20 protein-coding genes are annotated in these 22,462 nt (G+C 71.8%); 6 read left to right on the top strand and 14 right to left on the bottom strand.

The window, feature by feature from the left end:
- Positions 1-176: 176 nt before the first annotated feature.
- From CP975_RS31460 to CP975_RS31410, 11 genes are all read right to left on the bottom strand, one after another.
- A complete protein-coding gene (locus CP975_RS31460) occupies positions 177-704 on the bottom strand; it encodes a GtrA family protein (RefSeq protein WP_055527663.1) in 528 nt (175 codons plus the stop codon).
- Between the two features lie 232 nt (positions 705-936).
- Complete coding sequence (locus CP975_RS31455) at positions 937-2,046, bottom strand: beta propeller repeat protein (protein WP_055527665.1); 1,110 nt, start codon at positions 2,044-2,046, stop codon at positions 937-939.
- 2 nt (positions 2,047-2,048) lie between these two features.
- Entirely contained in the window at positions 2,049-3,101 is a 1,053-nt protein-coding gene (locus tag CP975_RS31450; protein ID WP_055527666.1) for a hypothetical protein, read from the bottom strand.
- Positions 3,102-3,203: 102 nt separating this feature from the next.
- A complete protein-coding gene (locus CP975_RS31445) occupies positions 3,204-4,442 on the bottom strand; it encodes an NAD(P)/FAD-dependent oxidoreductase (protein ID WP_055527668.1) in 1,239 nt (412 codons plus the stop codon).
- Positions 4,439-5,875 carry an FAD-dependent oxidoreductase gene (locus tag CP975_RS31440; RefSeq protein WP_055527669.1) on the bottom strand — a complete coding sequence of 479 codons (1,437 nt, stop codon included), beginning with the start codon at positions 5,873-5,875 and terminating at the stop codon, positions 4,439-4,441. Before CP975_RS31440 ends, CP975_RS31445 begins: the two co-directional genes overlap by 4 nt.
- Complete coding sequence (locus CP975_RS31435; RefSeq protein ID WP_246201692.1) at positions 5,872-7,335, bottom strand: FGGY family carbohydrate kinase; 1,464 nt, start codon at positions 7,333-7,335, stop codon at positions 5,872-5,874. Before CP975_RS31435 ends, CP975_RS31440 begins: the two co-directional genes overlap by 4 nt.
- A 115-nt stretch (positions 7,336-7,450) precedes the next feature.
- Positions 7,451-8,809 (bottom strand): radical SAM protein, encoded by a 1,359-nt coding sequence (locus CP975_RS31430; RefSeq protein ID WP_055527671.1) that lies wholly within the window; start codon positions 8,807-8,809, stop codon positions 7,451-7,453.
- A gap of 174 nt (positions 8,810-8,983) precedes the next feature.
- A complete protein-coding gene (locus CP975_RS31425) occupies positions 8,984-9,856 on the bottom strand; it encodes a carbohydrate ABC transporter permease (protein WP_055527673.1) in 873 nt (290 codons plus the stop codon).
- Entirely contained in the window at positions 9,849-10,793 is a 945-nt protein-coding gene (locus CP975_RS31420; protein WP_055527674.1) for a carbohydrate ABC transporter permease, read from the bottom strand. The genes CP975_RS31425 and CP975_RS31420 overlap by 8 nt, the downstream gene beginning before the upstream one ends.
- Positions 10,790-12,046 (bottom strand): ABC transporter substrate-binding protein, encoded by a 1,257-nt coding sequence (locus CP975_RS31415; protein WP_055527676.1) that lies wholly within the window; start codon positions 12,044-12,046, stop codon positions 10,790-10,792. Before CP975_RS31415 ends, CP975_RS31420 begins: the two co-directional genes overlap by 4 nt.
- 140 nt (positions 12,047-12,186) lie before the next feature.
- A complete protein-coding gene (locus CP975_RS31410; RefSeq protein ID WP_055527678.1) occupies positions 12,187-13,320 on the bottom strand; it encodes an amidinotransferase in 1,134 nt (377 codons plus the stop codon).
- A 374-nt stretch (positions 13,321-13,694) separates the two neighbouring features.
- On the opposite strand from CP975_RS31410, the gene CP975_RS31405 reads away from it, so the two are divergent.
- The 5 genes from CP975_RS31405 to CP975_RS35205 all read left to right on the top strand — a co-directional run bounded on the left by CP975_RS31405 (position 13,695) and on the right by CP975_RS35205 (position 18,556).
- Positions 13,695-14,786: a mechanosensitive ion channel family protein gene (locus tag CP975_RS31405; RefSeq protein WP_055527680.1), complete on the top strand. Its 1,092-nt coding sequence runs from the start codon at positions 13,695-13,697 to the stop codon at positions 14,784-14,786.
- A 60-nt stretch (positions 14,787-14,846) separates the two neighbouring features.
- The gene (locus CP975_RS31400; protein ID WP_055527689.1) at positions 14,847-15,773 is read left to right on the top strand and encodes a cation diffusion facilitator family transporter; all 927 of its coding nucleotides are present in this window, start codon (positions 14,847-14,849) and stop codon (positions 15,771-15,773) included.
- Positions 15,774-15,830: 57 nt separating this feature from the next.
- A complete protein-coding gene (locus tag CP975_RS31395) occupies positions 15,831-16,301 on the top strand; it encodes a hypothetical protein (protein ID WP_055527691.1) in 471 nt (156 codons plus the stop codon).
- Between the two features lie 84 nt (positions 16,302-16,385).
- Positions 16,386-17,585, top strand: coding sequence for a hypothetical protein (locus CP975_RS31390; protein ID WP_055527698.1), 1,200 nt, complete (start codon positions 16,386-16,388; stop codon positions 17,583-17,585).
- A complete protein-coding gene (locus CP975_RS35205) occupies positions 17,582-18,556 on the top strand; it encodes a hypothetical protein (RefSeq protein ID WP_167532634.1) in 975 nt (324 codons plus the stop codon). The genes CP975_RS31390 and CP975_RS35205 overlap by 4 nt, the downstream gene beginning before the upstream one ends.
- Before the next feature lie 9 nt (positions 18,557-18,565).
- Here the strand turns inward: CP975_RS35205 and CP975_RS31380 are convergent, their stop codons facing one another.
- The 3 genes from CP975_RS31380 to CP975_RS31375 all read right to left on the bottom strand — a co-directional run bounded on the left by CP975_RS31380 (position 18,566) and on the right by CP975_RS31375 (position 21,466).
- Positions 18,566-20,068 carry a UDP-N-acetylmuramoyl-L-alanyl-D-glutamate--2,6-diaminopimelate ligase gene (locus CP975_RS31380; protein ID WP_150477606.1) on the bottom strand — a complete coding sequence of 501 codons (1,503 nt, stop codon included), beginning with the start codon at positions 20,066-20,068 and terminating at the stop codon, positions 18,566-18,568.
- A gap of 196 nt (positions 20,069-20,264) precedes the next feature.
- Positions 20,265-20,402, bottom strand: coding sequence for a hypothetical protein (locus CP975_RS35200; protein WP_167532761.1), 138 nt, complete (start codon positions 20,400-20,402; stop codon positions 20,265-20,267).
- 128 nt (positions 20,403-20,530) lie between these two features.
- On the bottom strand, positions 20,531-21,466 hold the full coding sequence (locus tag CP975_RS31375; protein ID WP_150477605.1) for a LysR family transcriptional regulator: 936 nt from the start codon (positions 21,464-21,466) through the stop codon (positions 20,531-20,533).
- Between the two features lie 71 nt (positions 21,467-21,537).
- On the opposite strand from CP975_RS31375, the gene CP975_RS31370 reads away from it, so the two are divergent.
- Positions 21,538-22,434, top strand: coding sequence for a dihydrodipicolinate synthase family protein (locus CP975_RS31370; RefSeq protein WP_150477604.1), 897 nt, complete (start codon positions 21,538-21,540; stop codon positions 22,432-22,434).
- The last annotated feature ends 28 nt before the right edge of the window (positions 22,435-22,462 follow it).

Raw genomic sequence — 22,462 nt, 5'->3', positions numbered from 1 at the left:
GCCGCGAGGTACGCGGGTCTCGCCGCGCTCGCCGACCTCGCTGCGTAAATTAGCGCTGCTAGTTTTGGAGTCTATGCGGGAGGCGGGGGCCGTGGGAAGGGCCCCCACCCCCTATGACTGGACGTGCCCCCGGCTCCGCGAGGGGCGGGGGCGGGCAGCACCGCCGCTCGGCACGCTCACGCGGCCCGGCAGAGCGCCGCGACCTCGGCCGAGGCGGAGGCGTGGGCCGCGGTCGCCGGACGGACGGGGCGGGCGGCGACCGCGGCGCCCGCGGTCTGCGAACGGTGCCGCGCGAAGACGACGAGGCGCAGCACCACGAACCGGGCGACACCGGCGAGCGCGGAGGCGGACAGGTAGACGACCTGTTCGACCACTGCGCCGGGCGCCGCCACGAGCTGGTGCAGGACGACCATCGCCGCGCAGGTCACCGCGTACGCGGCGGCCGCGGACCCGGCCGACTGCACGTGCTGGCGCCAGGTCGCGCGCCCGCCCGCACCGAAGGTGAAGCGGGCGTGCAGCTCGGTGGCGAGGAGCGTGGAGACCACGGTGACCAGGGCGTTGGCCAGGGCCCAGGGAACCGAGGAGGCGAGAGCCGCCACGGCGAAGCTGGAGGCGAGGCCGACGCCGCCGCCGCAGAGCGCGAACCGGGCGAAGGCCGCGAAGGCACCCGAGGCCGCCTGCTGCCGGCTCCGTGCTGTCTCCATGATTCGGCCCCTTCGACGGCTCACTCCGCGGAAACGCGCACCCCTTGGACGAGGTGACCGAGGAGTGCGCGCCGTTCGTGGCACCACTATGACACATCTATGGCACCACTGGGAGGTATTAGTGGCGCCAGACATGGCTCGCTACGGCGCCACACTGGTGTGCGTGGGGTGGCACCGCGCTGACGCGGCAGGTGGGAGGCGGGGGTGGCGACGACGCGCGAGGAGGCGCGTATCAGCCGAACCGCAGGATGCGCGGCGCGAAGGTGTTCTCGGGACCGGCGGCCCTGCCGACCGACCACACCGTCTCCGTGCCCGGCACAGGCGCCAGCCGCAGCGTCGAGGAGTCGCCCTCCCCGGCCACCGTCGGTTCGCTGTGCGCGGTGAAGGACTGTCCGTTCCAGGCAAGGAAGTCCGGCCCGGAGACGATCGGCGGATAGCTCCCCGGCGGGCCGAACTTCTGCGAGCGGGCCACGGCGACCCAGCCCAGCGCGCCGGACGTGGTGGGCGCGAGCGAGCTGACCGAGCCGAAGTCGGTGGGCATCGGCACCCGGCTCCACGCCTGCCCGTCGAAGCGGACCAGCAAGGGCGGGATCGGCTTGCCGACCGGGCCGCCGACGAATCCTGACGTGCCGCCCGCCCACACTTCGGTCGGCGAGACCGCGAGGACGGTGCCCACGGCCGAGCGCGGGAACCCGTCCACGACCGTCTGCTTCCACTCCTGCCCGTTCCAGTGCGACACGGCCGCGGTCGTATCGGTCTCGCCCGCGGCCCAGACGTCGTCGGCCGCCTTGATGTGCAGGCCGTGCACGGCTCCCGGCGGCACCGGCAGGTCGCGCCAGCCACCGTCGTCCCGGCGCAGCAGTACCTGTGCGCCGTCCCGTGAACCGATCAGCCAGGTCTCGCCGCCACCGGCGACGACCTTGGTCAGCACGACACCGCGCGGCGGCCGGCTCTCGGTCCAGGCGGCGCCGTCGAACCGGAGCAGACGGGCACCGCCCGCCGAGTCGCGGCCGACCGCCCAGGCCTCGGCCGGTGAGGTCGCGGCCACGGACAGCAGTTCTCCCTGCCAGCGGATCTTGGGCAGACTCTGGCGCTGCCACGCGGTCCCGTCCCAGCGCAGCAGCAGCGGGAAGCCCGGCGCCTCGCGGCCGACGGCGTCGGCGCCCACCGCCCACGCCCGGTCGGGGCCGAACGCCACGGCTTCGTTCAGCGCGGCCTGCGGGCGTACCTGTGCCGGGACCGGGACGTGTTGCCAGGACCGGGGTTCCACCGCGGCCGAGGCCACGACGGCCAGGACGGTCATCGTGACGGCGAGGGCCGCGACGAGAAGCCTGCGTGCCATGGTCAGCCTCCCCGCCGCTCGCTCATCAGGGTCGGTTTCGAGCCGTAGATCTCGACGGTCCCGAAGGACAGCAGTGAGGACCCGGCCCTGGCCAGTGCGCGCGGCTTGACGTCGATCGCGTTCGTGCGCTCCGGGCCGTAGGAGAAGGTGGTGCGGGGGCCGTCCAGCCGTGCGTACTTCGACTGGTACGCGCGGTCGCTGCGCACCGGCAGCCACAGTGCGCCGTCCGGTCCACGCACCAAGGCCTCGGTGTGGGTGTCCCCGAGCGGCGGGTGCGTGGTGCGCCAGGCGTGCCCGTTCCAGGTCATCAGGTAGGTGCGGGGCGGCGCATCGGAGTACTGGCCACCACCGATCGTGGCCCTGCCGGACGGTTCGAGCAGGATCGTGTGCACGTTGCTGTTCGGCGGCAGCGAGACCTTCGCGTCCCGCCACGCCGTGCCGTCCCAGCGCAGGACGGCGGGCCCGGTGCCGGTGTCCGCCCAGGCCCAGGCGTCGTCGGCGGTACGCGCGGTGACGCCCATCACGTAGTGCACGTCGTCCGGGGTGGACTGGGTGGTCCAGCCGGAACCGTCGTAGCGCAGCACCTTGAGGCCGGTGTCGTCCTCGCCGACGACCCACGCGGCACCCGGTACCGCGGTGAAGTCCTGGTAGACCCGCAGGGTCCGCGGCAGCGGGACGGCGCTCCACCCGTCCGCCGACCGGCGCAGGATCTCCCCCTCCCCCGCACGGTTGTGGAAGATCCACACCTCCTCGCCGACGAACTGCACCTTGCCGAGCCAGCCCGGTTCACCGGCGCCGGGGAAGGTCGTGTCCCGGCTCCATGCCGTGCCGTCCCACCGGTACAGCATCGGCCGCAGCCCGTCGGGGGTGTGTTCGTAACCGCTCGCCCATGCCTCGCTCGGCCCGCGGGCGGCGAGGTCCTTCACGGTCACGGTCGGTGCCGTCGCCGGCGGCACCGGCAGCGCCGACCAGCCCGGCGCCACGGCCGCGGCCGGCGACACCCACGTGGCACACACGATCACGAGGCAGATGACGACCGTACGAAGACTGTTCACAAGTCCCCCAGACCGCGAAGGTCGCACAGCCTACGGGCGTTCACACACGCACGAACAGGCGGCATTCGGCCGATCGCGGTGGGTCCTCAGCGGGGTGGGTCCTCAGCGGGGGTCCGCTCGGCCGGCCAGGGCGATGCGTACGGCGCCTCCTCGCGCGTCCACCCGGTCGACCCAGCCGCTGGGGACGTGGAACGGGCGGTTCGGGACCGCCGGACGTCGGTGGCGTGCGCGGTAGAGGCTCCTGCCGTCCTGTGTGATCGCCAGCGTGGGGTGGGGGACGAACTCCGTTGTCCGCAAGGTGAATCCGTCGCCCGGCTCGTCCGGGGTCAGACGGTTGGGGGCCACCCAGCCGAGCGGGGCGGTGACCCGCAGCGGGACCGAGGCGGAGGGCCAGTCGCCGTCGCAGAGGTAGCGCCGCACCGCGACGGCGGCGGCCACGCCCTCGCGGGCCACCACCCGCGCCGGTTCGGCGGCGTGCAGGACGTTGCCGACCGCGAAGACGCCGCGTTCGGCGGTGCGGAAGGCGCCGTCGACCGCCGGGCCGCGCGTGCCGGGGTCGAGCGGCAGACCGGCGCGCCGCGCCAGTTCGTGGTCGGGCACGAAGTCTCCGGTGAAGACCACTGTGTCGCAGGGGAGGTACGCCGTCCGCCCGTCACGGTGGCGCAGCCGCACCCCCGACAGCCGCCCCCGCCCGAGGAGTTCGGCGACGGTGGCGTCGGTGAGCAGGGGGATGCCCTGCCGCAGCCGGGCCTCGGCGGCGCGGCTCCGCGACGCCTGGTGGCGCGGGTGCTCCGTGACGAGCGCGGCGACCTCGACCCCGGCACGCCGCAGCGTGTCCAGGGCGGTGAAGCTCACCGGTTCCGCGCCGACGACGACGGCCCGCGTGCCGATCCGCTGCCCGTGGACGTGGACGGCCCGCTGCAACTCCCCCGTGGTGTAGACCCCCGCGGGCCGCGTGCCCGGCACCAGGCGTGCGCCGCGGGGCCGTTCGTGCGCGCCGGTGGCGATGACGACGGCTCGGGCGGTGATCCGTTCCAGGCCGCGCGTGCTGGTGGCGTCCACGGTGAGCGATCCCGGCCAGTCGGTGACGGTGACGCCGGTCCGCAGCACCGCGCCGACACCGACGGCCGCGGCCACCCAGCGCTCCGCGTACTGCGGCCCGGTCAGAGCGAGGCGGCCGAATCCGCCGTGCGCGCAGTGCCGCGCGGCTCCGCCCGCCTCCTGCTCCCGGTCGACCACCTCGACCTCGCCCGCGCCCGCCGCGGCGAGACCGGTGGCGGTGGCGAGGCCGGCCGGCCCGGCGCCCACGATCAGTACGTCGACGATGCGTTCACGTCTCATCCGGACACCGACTCTCCGCCCTCTTCGTAGAGTTCACGCACCTGGGCCCCGCAGTGGAAGCCCTGGCAGCGCCCGCCGCGCGCCCGCGTGCGGCGCCGTAGCCCGTCCGGCGAGCCGGGCGGGATCGTGGCCGCGAGGGCGTCGCGGATCTCGCCGCGCGTCACCCGCTCGCAGTGGCAGACGATGGTGCCGTAGGCGGGGTCGGCGGCGATGAGGTCGGCCCGCCGGTAGGGGCGGGGGGATGCCTCGCCGAGGTTCGGCATGCGGACGGGCGGCAGTTCCCGGGCCGCGGGGAGGTCGAGGCCCGTGGCGGTGAGGAGTTCGGTGACGTGGGCGGCGATGGCCAGGGAGGCGGTGAGTCCGGTCGAACGGATGCCGCCGACCGTGACGTAGCGCTGCTCCTTGTGGGCGCTGACGCGGTAGTCGTCGTGCTCGGTGGCGGCGCGCAGTCCGGCGTAGACCGCGGTGACCTCCTCGTCGAGCAGTTCGGGCAGGATCCGGCGGCCCTTCTCACGCAAGAGGGCGATGCCCTCGGCGGTCGAGGCGGTAGCTGTCTTGTCGTCCAACTCCTCCGCGGTGGGCCCGAGAAGGACGTTGCCGTACACGGTCGGGGCGACCAGGACGCCCTTGCCGAGGGCGGTGGGGACGGGCAGCAGGATGTGGTTCACGAGGCCGCGGGCGAACTTGTCGAAGACGATGAGCTGGCCGCGGCGCGGGGTCACGGTGAAGTCGTCGTGGCCGAGGAGCCGGTCGACGGTGTCCGCGTGCAGCCCCGCCGCGTTGACGAGGTAACGGGTGCGCAGGGCGCCGCGGCTCGTGGTCAGCTCGTGTCGGCCTCCGCTCGGATCGACGCGCAGCACACGGCAGTCGAGGTGCAGGTCGACGCCGCCGCGTACGGCCTGGGTGGCGTACGCGAGTGTGGTCGTCCAGGGGCAGATGATGCTCTCGCCGGGCACGTCGAGCGCGCCGAGTGCACCGGGGCCGAGGTGTGGCTCGCGGGCCCTGAGCCGGTCGGGACTGATGATCCGCGCTTCGCGGTAGCCGTTGCGTACGGCCTTGTCCAACAGAGTGGGCAGAGCGGCCAGTTGCTCCTCGTCCCAGGCGACGAGCAGTGCGCCGACCGGCTCGACGGGGATGCCGGACTCGGCGGCGTACGCGGCGAGGAGTCGCTGTCCCTCGCGGACGAGGCGGGACTCCAGGGAGCCGGGCACGGCGTCGAAGCCGGTGTGCAGGATCGCCGTGTTCGCCTTGGAGGTGCCCTCGCCGACGTCGTTCGCCGCGTCGATCAGGGCGATGCGCAGCCCGCGGTGGCGGGCCAGTTCGCGGGCGACGGCCGCGCCCACGACGCCCGCGCCGATCACGGTCACGTCGTACGTCGTGCCGGGCGGCGGGCCGCTCCTCAGCACCCGTCCTGCGCTCTCGGCGGCGGTCATGAGGGGGTGCGTTCCAGGAGTGCCGTCACGGCGGAACGGAAGTCCGCGAGGCGTTCGGCCGCCCGGTCCGCGTCGATCCGGGGTTCGTAGACCGCGGCGGGCACCCAGGCCGGGGCCGCGTCGGCGATCGCGAGCGTGGGGTCCAGGCCGATCCGGGCGACGGCGGCGGCTCCGAGCGCGGTGACATCGGGCAACGCCGAGACCTCGACGGGCAGTTGGAGCAGGTCCGCCTGGGTCTGCATGAGCAGCGCCGAGCGGGTGAGGCCGCCGTCGACGCGCAGGCTCGTCAGGGGTTCGCCGAGATCGGCGGCCACCGCGTCGGCCAGCGAGGCGACCTGCGCGGCGATGCCCTCGCACAGGGCGCGGACCAGGTGCCCGGGGGCGGTGTCGAGGCCGAGCCCGGTCAGCGAGCCCCGCAGGTCGCCGCGCCACCAGGGCGCTGCCAGTCCCGCGAGGGCGGGTACGAAGGTGACGCCTCCCGTATCCGGGACGGCACCGCCCACGGGGTCGATGTCCTCGGCGCCGCCGATCACGCCGAGGCCGGTGAGCCAGCGGACGGCGGAGGCCGCGGTGTAGACCTGCCCGTCGAGGCAGTAACTGCTCTTGCCGTCGAGCCGCCAGGCGACACAGCTGACCAGGCCCGAGCCGCCGCGGCGGGGCCGCGCGCCGGTCTGGGCGAGCAGGAACGCCCCTGTTCCATAGGTGCACTTGGCGCTGCCGGGTTCCGTCACGTGCTGGGCGAGCAGCGCGGCCTGCTGGTCGACGAGGAGTCCGGTGAGCGGCAGCTCGGGGCCGAACGCGGTGGTGGTGCCGACGGGTCCGGCGGCGTCGACGACACGGGGCAGGCCTTCCTCGGTGAGTCCGTAGATCTCCAGGGCGCGCGGCGACCAGGCGACGTCGTCGAGGTCGAGGAGCTGGGTGCGGCCGGCCGTGGCGGCGTCGGTGACGTAGGCGCCGGTGAGCCGGTGGACGAGCCAGGCGTCGCTGGTGGTGACCACGCCGCGCCGGGTGAGGTGGCGGCGTATCCACGCCATCTTGGGCGCGGCGAAATAGGGGTCGAGCGGCAGGCCGGTGAGGGACCTCAACTCCTCGGCGTGGCGCGCGAGTTCGTCGCAGATCGAGGCGGCTCTGCGGTCCTGCCAGACGAGGGCGTCGGTGAGCGGTTCACCGGAGTCCGGGTCCCAGGCCAGGACCGTCTCGCCCTGGTTGGCGAGGCCGACGGCGGCGACCGGCTCGCCTGCGTCGGCCAGCGCCCTGCGCCCGGCGTCGACGACGGAGGACAGCAGCTCGGCGGGGTCGACCTCCACCAGGCCGCCGGGCAGGAACCGGGGACGCACCTCGACGGCACCCGCGCCGATCACCCCGCGCTCCGGGCAGACGACGAGGGCCTTCGTCCCGGAGGTGCCCTGATCGACGGCGAGCACGGGCCGCTGCGCCGAAGGCCGCTCATCGGTGATCACCGCGGAAGCGTGCTACAGCCGGACAGAGGGCGTCAAGGGATCGGCACGACCCCGGCGGGACGTCGCCCCGGCCCGCGGCGATGTCCTCCCGCTGCCTTTGGACCCCCTGTAAGGGCTACCGCGGCTGCGTGGGGGCGTCCGCGTCCTCCGGGGCCGCCGACTCCGCGGGCAGGCTGTCCATGAAGGAGCTGACGGAGAAGACCGCGTTGCCGGGGCCGGCGGGGCCGTAGCCGGGCGGCGACGTCAGGCCGTTGGCCTCCAGCGTCGCGCGGTAGGCCTCCAGGAGACGGACGTGGTACTCCAGCGGGGCGCCCTGGGGGTTCGCCTTGCCCAGCGGCGTCGTGGGCTCCGGGCACCACGTGGTGAAGCGGGGCGTGATGCCGCGCGACATGAAGTACTGAAGCCCCTCGACCGTGGAATCGATCGCCTCGTCCACCGTCTTGAAACCGAACGGCTCCGCCATCTCCACGCCCGCCACGAAGTTGGGGATGACGTTGCGCGGGCCGAACACCTCCGCGGAGTCCAGGATGCGGCGGTGCCACTCGTCACGGCCGACGTAACGCTCCTTGCCGGGGCAGTACCGCTCGAAGAGGTACGGGTCCCACACCTCGTAGTTGGGGTGGTAGATCCGCACTCCGTAGTCGTGGAAGCGCTGTACGTCCGCCTTGGGCAGCGCCTGGGCGACGACCTTGCCGATCCAGCGGCCGGGGAAGCGCTCCTCGATGGCCTTCGCGTACTGCCCGTAGAAGTCGGCCTCGTCCTTGCCGCCGATCTGCGAGGTGATGGCGCCGCCGGTGAGCGTGTACGCGGTGGAGGACTTGCTGGTGTCGTACTTGTCGATGATGGCGAGGGCCTCAAGGACCTCCTCCACCGGCTTCACTCCCGTGTAGGGCCGCCCGGCCGCCTTGTGCTGGCGCCAGTTGTGGTTGATGTCGCAGTACTGGCACTCCTCCTTGGCGCCGAAGTACTGGCAGACCCGGAACACCGTCAGATAGATGAGGTAGCCCCACTGGATGGTGGGCGCGACCTCCATGACGGACTTGCCGTTCTCCAGCGTGTGCCGGTAGTAGTCCGGCATCGGCGGGAGGCCCACGTCGGAGATGCGCGCGCCGTCGAGGTAGAGGCCGAGCACGCCGTGGTCGTCGGCGGCGACACGGTAGGGCGAGGACGGGTTCACGCGGACCGAGACGACGGTGCGGCGCAGCTCGTAGGGGCCGCCGGTGAGGACGATCTCCTCCGGCGGGCGGCGCAGCGCGGCGGCGCCCAGCTCGGGGAGGGTGCCGTGGTCGAAGGAGAAGATGAAGTACGACTTCGGCTTGACCTCGCCACCCTCGTTGTCGCTCAGGGCCGACTCGTCGAAGGCGATCCCGCCGCGCAGCAGATCCTCCTTGATCACTGCTTCCCGCGGCACGTGCGGGAACCGCTCCATGAGTGACTCGATGAGCTGGGTACGGTTCTCGCTGCGGCTTGGCATGGGCCGGGCACCTCGTATCCTGTCGGGCGATCTGTCCCGTCCACGCTAATACGCTCCCGGTCCGTTGCGGAACCGGCTCCGGTCGCGGGCCGCGTCCGCCTCGGGTCTAGGCTGTGGACGGCGTGCCCGCGACCGGGACCGCGGTTCCTGGGGCGGGGGGGGCGGCTCGCGGGCTCAGCTCTTGGAGCCGGACAGGGCGACGCTCTGGACGAAGTGCCGCTGGAGGAAGACGTAGACCAGCAGCATGGGCAGGCTCGCGATGAGGGAGCCGGCCATCATCACGGGGTAGTTGGTCTCGTACTGCCCCTCCAGGGAGGTCAGTCCGGCGCTGATCGGCATCTTCGCCGGGTCGGTGTTGACGATCAAGGGCCACAGCAGGTCGTTCCAGGACCACATCGCGGTGATGACGGCGAGCGCGGCGAGCGCGGGCCTGATCAGCGGCAGCATGATGGACCAGAAGATGCGGAAGGAGCCCGCGCCGTCGATGCGGGCGGCCTCCTCCAGCTCCCGGGGGAGCGTGAGGAAGAACTGGCGCAGCATGAACGTGCCGAACGCGCTGAACATGCCGGGCAGGAACAGCGCGGGAGCGGAGTTCAGCAGGCCGAGCCCCTGGATGATGTCGTACTGCGGCAGGACGAGCAGGGAACTCGGCACCATGAGGACGGACAGGAACAGCGCGAACAGGACGTTGCGCCCCCTGAACCGCATGCGGGCGAAGGCGTAGGCGGCGAGCGAGCAGAACACGAGCTGGCCGAGGGTCCGCCCGACCGTGTTGAGCACACTGTTGGTGAGCATTTCGCGGAACGGCAGCGCGGTGAAGACCTCCTCGAAGCTCGCCCCGTTCCAGGTGTCGGGCAGGAACGTGGGCGGGACGCGTGAGGTCTCCGCGAGGGTTTTCAGCGCGGTCAGCAGCTGCCACAGAAACGGGAAGACCATCACGAGCGCGCCCAGCGACAGCACGGCGTGGGTGGCGACGGACCCTGCGCGCCCGCGCTTTCGGGCCTCACTCCCCTTTCGGACCTCACGCCCCTTTCGGGTCTCACTCATAGTGCACCCACCTCTTCTGGAGCCGGAATTGCAGATACGTCAAGGCGGCGATGAGGAGCATGAGCAGGAAGGCGAGCGCGGCCGCGGCTCCTTGCGCGTTCTCGATGAACGCCCATTTGTAGAAGAGGCCCACGACGGACTGCGTATCGCCGATCGCGGGGTTCTTCTCGGCCATCATGATGTAGATCAGATCGAAGGTCTGGAGTGAATTGATCATGCAGATGACCGAGGCGAAGAAGATGGTGGGGCTCAGGAGGGGGAGGGTGATGGTGAAGAACCGGCGCAGCGCCCCGGCCCCGTCGATCTCCGCGGCCTCGTAGTAGTCCCGCGGAATTCCCTTGATGCCCGCCATGAAGATGATCAGGTAGTAGCCGGTGGTCGACCAGACCATCACCGTGCCGATCGCGTAGACGGCCGTGGAGGGGTCGGAGACCCAGTAGTGCCGGTCGGCGCCGAACCGGCTCAGGATGTCGTTGAGGAGCCCGAAGTCGCCGTTGTAGAGCCAGTTCCAGACCAGACCGACCGCGACGGGGAGCGTCACGAACGGCACGAAGTACAGGGCGCGGTAGAGGGCGACTCCGCGCAGGCCGCGCCGGTTGAGGAGGGCCGCGACGACGATCGCGATCGGCAGCGCGGTGAGCCCGATGAGGCTGTAGACGATCGTGTTGCCGAGCGCCTGCCAGACCGTGACGTCCTTCACGACACGTATGTAGTTGTCGGTCCCGATGAACGTATGACCGCCGAAGGCCCCGAATTCGGTGAAGCTGAAGTAGAAGGTCTGGAGCAGGGGCCAGAAGTAGAAGACGGCGAAGCCGAGGCCGAGCGGCGCTATGAAGAGATAGGCGGCGCGCCGGCCGCGGGGCCCGGCACGCCCGCCGGCCGCGGCGGCCCCGCGCCCCGCCGCCCTCGATGCCGCCGTCGCGGGAAAGACACTCATGAGGCGCGTTCCTCCTTCAGGGCCCGGTCCATCTGCTCGCCCAGCGTGCGGGCGGCACCCTCGATGCCGCCCTTGCCGCTGAACGCGGCGCCGAGGAGCGGATACTGGAGGTTCTCCCAGACCGCGGTGTTCTCGGAGCTCGGATAGGGAACGGCGTACTCCTGCATCTCGATGAAGTGCTTCAGCTCGAATTCGGGCATCGACTTGAGCCAGGCGTCCTGCGTTCCTTCGTACGAGGAGATGGTCGCGCCCGCTGTCGCCTGGATCTCCGCGGCCTCGCGCCCCGCCATGAAGTGCACGAGTTTCCAGGCGGCTTCCTTCTTGCGGCTCTTGGCGGAGATGACGTTCGCCAGGCCGTGGATGATGGTGGCCCTGCGCCGGCCCCGGGGCAGCACCGCGATGCCGCCGTGGTCCTTGAGCGCGGGCACCGCGTACATCTGCCCGGCCATCGCGGACAGGTCGTAGTTCATGGCGACCTTCTCGGACCAGTAGCGCACCCGCCCGATGGACTCCACCATCGCGCTCTGCGGCGGCGACCAGCCCCGGTCGACCATGTCGGTCAGGAAGCGCAGCCCCTCGATGGAGCGCTCGTCCCCGAAGCCGGAGCGGCCGTCCTCCAGGATGTAACCGCCGGCGCCGCAGACGGCCGGGTAGATCTTCATCTGCCGTTCCATCTCGGCGGCGAAGCCGTGCACGCGGCGACCGGGGTCGGTGAGTTCGGCGGCCGCGTCCCGCAGGTCGTCCCAAGTCCAGGTCGCGTCCGGGTACTTGATGCCCGCCTTGTCGAAGAGCGCCTTGTTGTACCAGAGGCCGACGGTGTCGAAGTCCTTGGGCAGGCCGTACTGCGTACCGCGGTGGGCGTAGAGCCTCACCAGGGCGTCCGGGTGACGGTCCACGGGCGTGGCGTCGGCCTCGATGTGCCCGGTGAGCGGTTCCAGGACGCCACCCGCCGCGTACAGCTGGAAGTTGACGGCGTTCATCCAGAAGACGTCGGGTGCCGTGCCGCCCCGCATCGACGTCTTGAGGGTGGTCCAGTAACTCGCCCAGGGCGTCAGCTCGATGCGTACGGAGATCCGCGGATGCTGTCTCTCGAACGCGGCGATGATCTTCTCCATGCCCGGCACCTGCGCCGGGTCCCACATCCCGTACGAGAGCGTGGTCCTGCCCCCACCGTCCGAGCCGCCGCCTTTGCCGGTGCAGGCGGTGAGCAGGGGGGCGGCCAGCGCCCCGCCGAGCAGTGTCCTTCTGCGCATACGCGCCTCGCCTCCCGGAGAGTCGAGTTCCGCACAGTGCTTCACCCCGGACCCCCGCCGGGCAGCCCGGTCGGCGGGCCGCCCCGCGCGGCGGCCCGCCGAATGCGGTCAGGACACTTTCCTACCCGTGGGCGGGGCGATCAGTCGAAGTACGACTCCAGCGTGCCGCGCCGGCGGACGTCGAGTGTCGCGCAGTGGAACGAGCCGCCGAACGGCGCGTAGTGCAGCAGGTCGCACGGGATCGGTTCGAAGCCCCACTCCTCGAGCGCGCGCAGCATGCCGGTGTGGTGCCGCTCGGCGATGACCCGCTTCTCGTCGAGCATCAGCACGTTCATGCTGAGCCACTTGCCGCACATCGAGGTCATTTTGAGCAGGCGCTCGTCGATCGGATCGGGCTCGGGTGCGACCAGGACGTCCCACGACCTCAGGACGTCGGGCAGCCGGTCGACGTCGATGTACTCGGGGTTGACCAGGACCTTGCCGGGCGCGAGCAGGACGAACGTGGTGTCGATGTGCATGGGCGTGCGGCAGCGGCTCTCGATCTCGTGGATGCGGTAGCCGGGCCCGAGATGGCGGCGCAGCCATTCGATGCCCATCTGGTTGGTCACGTTGCTCCGCGTGACGAACAGATCGCGGCCCGCGCGCACGAAGTCCGCCGCGTCGAATACCGGCTCGAATTCCGTAAGGATGTAGCGCATCGGCTCGTCACCCTCGGGAGGGCGGAAATCCTTCTCGTACAGCGCGTCGGTGAGCTGCGGCTTGGGCGCCGAAGTCCAGCGCGCGCCACGCCGGAAGTAGTCCTTGAGCAGCTCGCGATAGGAGTGGGTTTCGAAATACCGGGACGGCCACGCCATCGGGGTCTCGATGATCTCGTCCCCGACGACGAGCATGGCGTCCCGCGGGCAGGAGTTGCAGAATCCGCGGGACGACCAGTCGGGGGTGCTGAAGCGCTGCTTGTGGTCGACCGCGTCCGGGCGCGTGACCGTGATGCCAAGGGACCTCAGCAGGGTGATGAACTGGTCGAGTTCCTGCTGGGCCGGCTCGATCAGCCTGCGCGGGTACTCGAAACCGGCGGCGAGCCCCTGCAACCGCGCCGCCCAGGGCGGGATGTTGCAGGCCACCACCGGATGGCTGGAGGGGATCGTCGAGCCGTCGAGGCGCCCGACGACGACTTCCTCCAGCGGGTCCCACTCATTGTGTGAATTGACCGGCGAGACGAGATCCTCGTGGCCTGTCTCCCTTGCCGGAATTCCGGGTCTGCGCACTACCGTCATGCTCAACCGCTTCCGCTCGCAGAAATCGACGATTCACCGGACTCGACGCCCAACGGAACGACTCACCGGACTCGACGCCCTACGGGAAGAGTTCCCGCAAACGCGTCGAGTACCAGCATCCGCGATATTCATGCCATCGCCACCTCTGACACCGCGTCACGGCCGACCGGTTGACAGAGGTGACCGGTCTGTGAAGATCCAGGTGGGGGTATGCGCGCCTGCTGGACACGGATGGGGCAGGATGACGTCCGCGCCGGGCCGCTCCCCGGCTCCGGCGTGACCGAACCCCCGGAATCGAGCAGGTATCACAAGGTGACGACACATCACATACGCAGCGTGCAGGCGCCCGTTTTCCGTACGGCGGGGGTGAACTGATGACCCGTGCGCTCACACTGCACGACTGGATCGTGGCCGGGATCGCGGTGGTCGCCGGCGTCGGGGCCGGGCTGCTGCTGCGGACCCTGCTGCGCTGGCTGGGCGAGCGGGCGAGCCGGACGCGGTGGAACGGTGACGACGTCATCGTCGACGCGCTGCGCACCCTCGTGCCCTGCGCGGCCATCACCGCCGGGCTCGCCGCCGCGGCGGGCGCGCTGCCGCTCACCCCGCGGACCGGACGCAACGTCACCATGACGCTGACGGCGCTGCTCATCCTCGCGGCGACGCTGACGACGGCGCGGATCGTCACCGGCCTCGTCAGGGCCCTGGCGCAGTCACGCTCCGGAGTGGCGGGGTCGGCCACCATCTTCGTGAACATCACGCGGGTCGTCGTTCTCGCGATGGGGTTCCTCGTCGTCCTGCAAACCCTCGGCATCTCCATCGCCCCGCTGCTCACCGCGCTCGGCGTGGGCGGTCTCGCCGTCGCCCTCGCGCTCCAGGACACCCTCGCCAACCTCTTCGCGGGCGTCCACATCCTCGCGGCGAAGACGGTGCAGCCCGGCGACTACATCCAGCTGAGCAGCGGCGAGGAGGGCTATGTGGTGGACATCAACTGGCGCAACACCACGGTGCGCCAGCTCTCCAACAACCTCGTGATCATCCCCAACGCCAAGCTGGCGAGCACCAACATGACCAACTACAGCCGCCCCGAGCAGGAGCTGTCGATCATGGTGCAGGCCGGGGTCAGCTACGACAGTGACCTGGAGCAGGTCGAGCGGGTCACGACCGAGGTCGTGGACGAGGTGATGAAGGACATCACGGGCGCGGTCCCCGACCACGAGGCGGCCGTCCGCTTCCACACGTTCGGCGACTCGCGGATCAGCTTCACGGTGATCCTGGGCGTCGGCGAGTTCAGCGACCAGTACCGGATCAAGCACGAGTTCATCAAGCGCCTGCACCAGCGCTACCGCGCCGAGGGCATCCGGGTCCCCGCACCGGCCCGCACGGTCACCGTTCACCAGGGCGAGCTGCCGCCCCCGCTCGGCATCCCCCACCAGCGGGACGTCTCGACACCGCCACGGGTGCGCTGAGCCGGACACCGAGGGCGCACCGAGTGGCGGCCCGCGGGCCTGCATGATCCACTCGCGGGCATGGGGCACGACCACGGCCCGTCCGCCGCGACGACGGGCGGCACGCTCAGCGGGACGTATCGCAACCGACTGCTGTGGACCATCGGCATCAGCACCTCGATCACCGTCATCCAGGTGATCGGCGCGCTCCTGTCCGGCAGCCTCGCGCTCCTCGCCGACGCCGCGCACAGCCTGACCGACGCGGTCGGCGTCTCCCTCGCCCTCGGCGCCATCACCCTCGCCCAGCGCGCGCCGACGCCGCGGCGCACGTTCGGGTTCTACCGGGTGGAGATCTTCTCGGCGGTCCTCAACGCGCTGCTCCTCGTCGCCATCTTCGTCTGGGTCCTGTGGTCGGCGATCGGCCGGTTCAGCGAGCCCGTGGAGGTCAAGGGCGGCCTGATGTTCGCGGTCGCGGTCGGTGGGCTCCTCGCCAATCTGGCGGGCCTGTGGCTGCTGCGGGACGCCAAGGAGAAGAGCCTCAATCTGCGGGGCGCCTACCTGGAGGTCCTCGGGGACGCGCTCGGCTCGGTCGCCGTCATCGTGGGCGGCCTGATCATCCTGTTCACGGGGTGGCAGGCCGCCGACCCGATCGCCTCGATCGTCATCGGGGTGCTGATCGTGCCGCGCGCGTACGGGCTGCTGCGGGACTCCGTCCACGTGCTCCTGGAGGCGACCCCGCAGGACGTCGACCTCGGGGAGGTACGGCGCCACCTCCTCGCGGAGCCGGGCGTCGTCGCCGTGCACGACCTGCACGGATGGACGGTCACCTCGGGGATGCCGGTGCTCACCGCGCATGTGGTGGTCACGGACGCCGCCCTCGCGAGCGGTTACGGAGCCCTCCTCGCGCGGCTCCAGCGATGCGTCGCCGGCCACTTCGACGTGGCCCACTCGACGCTCCAGCTGGAGCCCGAGGGACACGCGGAGGAGGGCGGAGCGCTGCATCTCTAGCCCGCACCAGCCGTACGACCGATACGACCGACTCCCCGACCGGACAGGAACGGCACATTGAACATCACGAACCGCGCCAAGCACACCGCCTCGCTCTCCGGATTCGCGGCCCTCGCCGTGCTTCTCGGACCGGCGGCGGACATGACCTCCGCGACACCACGGACGGCCGCGACACCACGACCGGCCGCGGTCGCGGCGCAGGCCGTGGAGGCGCCGAGGGCCGCGGACGAGGCCCCGCTGCCGACGCTCACCGCGCAGACGTCCGTGAGCAGTGTGCGGGCCGCGCAGGAGTTCCGCGTCTTCGGCGCGAGCCGGCATCTGCCGCCCGGCACCCCCGTCTCCCTGCAACAGCAGCAGGGCACGCGCTGGGTGGACCTGCCCGCCTCGGTGCGCACGACGCCCCAGGGGACGTACTCCATGCGGGTCGTACTCGGCATCGAGGGACGCAACGCCCTGCGCGTCACCGGCGGCGGTGCCGTCTCTCCGGTCGTCTACGTCACGGTCGAGGCCCGGGAGGAACGCGCCTGACGTACCGCAGCCCGTCGTACGCGAGGTATTCCCGGCCCCGCCGCCCAGGCCCATGATGTGGGCAGGCGAGACGGGGGTGTCGTCATGGCTGTTCGCTTCGGCTCGGGCACCGTTCGGGTGCCGGCATGGGCCTTCGCCGTCGTGGGGTTCGTCCTGGTCGTGGGGCTGTTCTTCGGGGTGCGAGGGCTGGCCTCACCCGAGGACGGGGCGCGGGGAGGCGGCGGCGACGGCGTGAGCGGCGGCTCGGGCGCCGACGGCGGTGCTACGGGTGCCACGGGCGGGAGCGGAGCGGGCGGAGGGAGCGGCTCGGGCGGAAGCGGCACGACGGGCGAGGCGTGGCAGACGGGCGGATCCGACGGGGAGGGCGACGGCGGCAAGCACGGGAAGAGCAACGGCAGCGGAAGCAGGAACGGCAAGGGCGACAGCGCCGGAACAGGCAGCGGGAAAGGCGACGGAAAAGGCGGCGGAAACCCACCCGGCTGGCTCCCCTGGGGCCCGAAGTCACCCAACACGGACATCACTCCAGAACCCGACAGCGTGTACGACGACCTCCAGCGCGGCGAGTGCCGGAAGCCGTACGAAATCGCCACCGACCCCGCCCAGCAGACGGGCAACAGGGCGAGCCCCGAGGCCTGGCGGGTGATCGAGGGGCTGGCGGGAATCTGCAAGGCGGCGCGGGGCGAGCGGGACGGGCTGAGTATCGCGACGAAGGCGGAGGCCCGGCTGCGGGCCTCCGGCTACCGGCCCAGCGGCGTCAGTGAGCTGTGCAAGGACGAGGACGCCTTCGGGGTCCTGCGACGCTTCGTCGCCTACTACCGGCAGCATCCCGGCGAACGAGTGGTGCTGCGTCCCGCCCCCTCGGCCACCAGGGCCTGCGAGAACCGGCTCTCCGTCTCGGAGGACAGCGTCGGACCCGGCGGAACGATCCACCTCAGCGGCACGTGGCCCGACTGGCCGAGCAGCGTCGAACTGCGCGCCGATGAACTGGCGAAACCGATCGTCCTGAAGCCCTTCGGCGATGCGGACGATGGTGCCAAGTGCTGCAAGGACGCATTGCTCATCGTCGACCTGCCGGGCGCGGACGGCTTCGAAGGACGCCGTCCGACATCGGTCGACGTGACCCTCGTGACGCGCGACGGGACCAGGCTCGTCAAGAACGCGGCGGTCGTCATCGACTGGTCCGGGGTCGGCTCGCCGCCCAACCCCTCGGGGCCGAGCCCGTCGGTATCCGCCCGCATGTCGTCACCCGGCTCTCCACCCGCCCCGCCGGACGCGACCCCATGAGCGGTCCCCCGAGACCATCACCGCACCCCGCCCCGGAGCCCGGCCCTGAACCCGGCTCCGACCCCACCCCACGGGACCCCGAGCCCGGAGCCCCCGAACCGGACACGGAGCCCCCTCCCCCGCCCCTCCCCGTCCGGCCGGCCCCCGGCAGCCCGGCCCCGGCCGTCGGCTGGGTCGAGATCGTCGGAGCCGCGGGGTCCCTCGTCACGCTCCTCACGGCCGTCCTCTTCTACTTCGGCTGGGCGAGCACCGACGCCGAGACCAAGGCGCTCGGGTTGCGCGACACCGTCTTCCACCTCTCCACCAGCGACTATCTGCTACGGAGCGTCGGCGCCCTCTACATGCCCGCTTGGCTCACCGCGGGCGCCGCCCTCGGCGCGCTCGGGCTGCACCGCTGGGCGGTGAGCGAACCGGAACGGATCGCCCGTGCCGTCCGCGTACTGCGGTTCGCCTGGACGGTGCCACTCGTCCTCGTACCGCTGTATCCGCTCGACCCGTGGCTGTTCGACCTGCTGCTGCCGCTCACCGCGATCGGCGGCCTCGCGCTCAACGCCTATGCCCGCACCCGCGAACGCCGCGACCTGCGGCTGTGGGGGCTCACCCTGTTCGTCTGCGTGCTGTCCCTGTTCTGGGCCGTGTCGGCGTACGCGCAGATCGCGGGCCGGGGCCGGGCGGAGCTGACCGAGCGGACCGTCCGCAGTGACTTTCCCGTCGTCGCCGTCCTCAGCGAGAAGGACCTGATGATCCGCGGCGGCGGCAGCTGCTTCCGCCGCGTCACGGAGAAGGGCAGCCAGTACGCGTACGAGTACGCCGGGCTGCGCCTGTTCCACGTCTCCGGAGACCGCGTCTTCCTCGTCCCGCGCGACTGGACGCCCGGACACGGCACCCTGTACGTCCTCAGGGAGAGCGAGGGCCGGCGGGTCGACCTGCTCAGCGGTCCCGGTCATCGGGAGCGGGAGTGCCGTGCGTAGCCCGCCGGGCTACCGCCTCGACAACTGGCCCGCGCCCAGGGCGAGTTCGCGTACGACGGCCATGTCGCTGAACGGAAGCAGTTCCTCGCGGACGGTCTGGTGCGGTTCACTGCCCTTGCCCGCGACGAGGACGGTGTCCTCGGGGCCCGCCGCCGACAGTGCGAAGGCAATGGCCTCGCGACGGTCGACGAGGCGCTCGAACGGCGTTCCTGTCGCGGCGAGACCGGGGACGATCTGGTCCAGGATGGCCTCCGGGTCCTCGTTGCGGGGGTTGTCCGAGGTCACGACGCACAGGTCGGAGTGGGCCCCGGCGATCCTGCCCATGTCGGCCCGCTTGGTGGTGTCCCGGTCGCCGCCGCAGCCGAAGACGGTGATCACCCGGCCGCGCGTGTAGCCGCGGATGGCGGACAGGACCTTGTCGAGGGAGTCCGGGGAATGGGCGTAGTCCACGACCACGGAGGTGCCCTGCCGGGTCTCGAAGCGTTCGAACCGGCCGGGCACTGGCGGCATTTGACCGAGTGCGGCGATAAGGGCGTCCAACTCGTGCCCGAGGACGTGGCAGGCGGCCAGCGTCGCGAGGGCGTTGGCCACGGAGTACCGCCCGGGGAACGGTATCGACGCCGGGTGGGCGCGCCCGCCGTGGTGCAGGGTGAACCGCGTACCCGAGGCGCTCGCGACGAGGTCGGTCGCCCGGTAGTCGGCGGGCGTGTCGAGGGCGTACGTGGTCACCGCGCCCGGCATCAGCGCTTCGATCCCTGCGCCTATGGGGTCGTCGGCGTTCACGACCGCGCGCCGGCACAGGCCCTGGAACAACCGGAGCTTGGCGTCCCGGTAGTTGGCCATCGTGCCGTGGTCGTCCAGGTGGTCCTGCGTCAGATTGGTGAACACCCCGACGTCGATGAACGTCCGGTCCACGCGGTGGTTCAGCAACGCCATCGAGGTGGCCTCCAGGACCACGCTGGTGGTCGCGCGGTCGCGCATAAAGCCCAGCAGGTACTGCAAGTCGGGCGACTCCGGGGTGGTGAGCACCGAGTGCGGCATCGGGATCAGCTCGTCGCCGATCCGGCTGCCGGCCGTCCCGATGACTCCCGTTCTCGCCCCCGCGGAGATCCGCAGGACGGATTCGACCATGTACGACACCGACGTCTTGCCGTTGGTGCCGGTGATCGCCACCATGTCCATGCCCCGACCCGGGTCGCCGTAGTAGCGGGCGGCCACGACCGCGGCCGTCCGTCGGGTGTCCGGCACCCGCACGGCGCACCTGCCCGCGGGCCACGGCGTCGCGGCGAGCGCCGGATCCGTCCCCTCGACGAGTACGGCGGCGGCTCCGCGGGCGAACGCGGCCGTCACGGCTCCGGGGCCGCCCTCCCGGTGTCCGGGCACCGCGACGAAGACGGAACCGGGCATGACCCGGTCGACATCGAAGGTCACGCCCGCAGTGATCACCGTCCCGCTCAGGTCACCGTGGAGTACATGACAATTCTGTCCGTCCAGCAAGTCGCTCAGCTTCACAAAGATCCCTTCGAGGTGGCGCGACCCGGTGGTGCGGTCACAGCCAGGCGGCAGCACCGGCGGGGGCCGGAGGGCTGCTGTGGTGAGGTGGAGCGGGAGCGGGGACCGCCCGGCGTGGCTGTGTGGGACGGCTCTCGGCCGGGGGGGGCGGGCGCGCGGCGTGGAGACGCACGCGGCTCGGCCTGTGCGCGGATCGCTAGCCGTGCTCGTGCAGGGCGATGCGCCGGGCCCGGGGTGTTCCGGCGCGGGCGGCGCCCGCCGGAGCGACGACGCGCGGGCGCGGGTCCGAGGCGGCCCGCTGCCGGCGCTGCCTCGTGGAACCCATGTGACCCATGAGCCCGAGTGTACGGCCGTTCCGCCGACCGGGCGTCCAGGCCAACGGCTGTGGGGCCGTAGCGGATTGCCCGGGGCCGACCGACGCCGGCCGTCTCCCTCAGGAGTCCGGCCGGAAATGCCGTGCCCTCATGAACCCGCCATGCGGCCGACCGCCGTCGTCGCCGCGGCCACGAAAGCGGCGATCGCCGGATGGGCGCCGCCGCCCGCGCGGAAGGCGACCTTCGAGCGACGGAACAGCGGCAATTCCGTCAACTCCACGCCCGCGGGGCTCGGCAGGGCGGCCATCTCCGGCACGAACCCGGCCCCTTGTCCGGCGGCGACCAGCGCCAGCACGGTGCGGAAGTCGTTGACCTGGTGGCGGATCCTGGGCTGGAACCCGGCGGCCTGGCAGGCGCGTACGGCCATCGCGTGACCCGTCGTGCCGTCCCGCGCGGTGATCCACGGAACCTCGGCGCGGGGCCCGAGCAGCGCTGCCAGCGTGTCCCCGCGGGCGGCGTCCGCTGTCGTGCCCGTGGTCGTGGCGTCGCTCCCGGCACAGGTGACGAGGTACATCGGCTCTTCGAGCAGCGGCACCTCGTCCACGGTCGTATCCGGGGTCGCGGGGACGAAGTCGTAGTCATGGACGAGGGCCACGTCCAGTTCACCGGCCCGCAGACCGTCGGAGACGCGCGCGGAGTCGATCTCCCGCACCATCGGCTCCAACGCAGGGTGCCGGCGCGCCAGTTCGGCCAGCGCGGCCGGAACGATGGTGTGGCCACCGGAGGGGAACGTCCCGATCCGCAGCGGCCCGCCGATGCCGTCCCGCGCCCCGGCCAGCTCGGCGACCGCCTGTTCGAGGCGGTTCAGCACCGCGTCGGCGTGCGCGACGAGGGAGCGGCCCGCGGGCGTGAGGACCACGCGCCTGCCGCTGCGTTCCAGCAGGGGGACGCCTGCCTCCCTTTCCAGCACCCCCAGCTGCTGGGAGACGGCGGACGCGGTGAAGGTCAGTGCTTCGGCCACGGCGGCGATGGTGCCCCGCCGGTGCAGTTCGCGGAGCAGATGAAGACGACGGACATCGAGCATAAGTTCAGCTTAGGTGTGAGGGCAGAAATCAGAAATGGATCTACCGGGTGGGCGTGGGCGAGGGTGGGGGCATGAAGCCCGAACCGATCTTCCAAGGCCTGTACGTCCCCCTGATCACCCCGTTCACCGACGATCTGCGTCTGGCTCCCGACGCGCTGGCCCGACTCGCCGACGACGCGCTGTCGGCCGGGGCCTCCGGGCTCGTCGCCCTCGGCACGACCGCCGAGACCGCCACGCTGACCGCCGAGGAGAGAGAGACGGTGATCCGCGTCTGCTCGGCCGCCTGCCGGGCGCACGGGGCGCCGCTCATCGTCGGGGCGGGCACCAACGACACGGCCGCCACCATCACGGCACTGCGAGAGCTGGCCGCCCAGGGGGACATCGCCGCCGCGCTGGTTCCCGCGCCGCCGTACACCCGCCCCGGGGAGGCGGGGACCCTGGCGCATTTCACCGCGCTGTCCGAGCACGGCGGCCTCCCCCTGGTCGTGTACGACATTCCCTACCGCACCGGGCAGACTCTCGGCGCGGACACGATCACCGCGCTCGGCCGCCTGCCGGGGGTCGTCGGCATCAAGCACGCGACCGGCGCGATCGACCCGACCACCATGGAGTTGCTCGGCACTCCCCTGCCCGGTTTCGCCGTGCTCGGCGGTGACGACGTCGTCCTCTCGCCGCTCGTCGCGGCGGGCGCCCACGGCGGCATCGTCGCGTCGGCCAACGTGCGCACCGCCGACTTCGCCGAGATGATCACGCTGTGGCGAAGCGGCTCCGCCGCACCCGCCCGCAGCCTCGGAGCCGAGCTGGCCCGGCTGTCCGCGGCTCTCTTCACCGAGCCGAACCCGACGGTGATCAAGGGTGTCCTGAACGCCCAGAACCGCATCCCCAGCCCGGCCGTTCGCATGCCGCTGCTGGCCGCCTCCACCGATGCGGTCCGCCGCGCGGCACTCCTGGCAGCGGGCCGCGATTGATCCCTCGGGGTCCGCGGGCCGGCCGGTG

This window comes from Streptomyces alboniger (assembly GCF_008704395.1).
Classification (GTDB): domain Bacteria; phylum Actinomycetota; class Actinomycetes; order Streptomycetales; family Streptomycetaceae; genus Streptomyces; species Streptomyces alboniger.
Note: the sequence above shows the minus strand (reverse complement) of the source record. Positions and strands in the feature narration are given on the sequence as shown.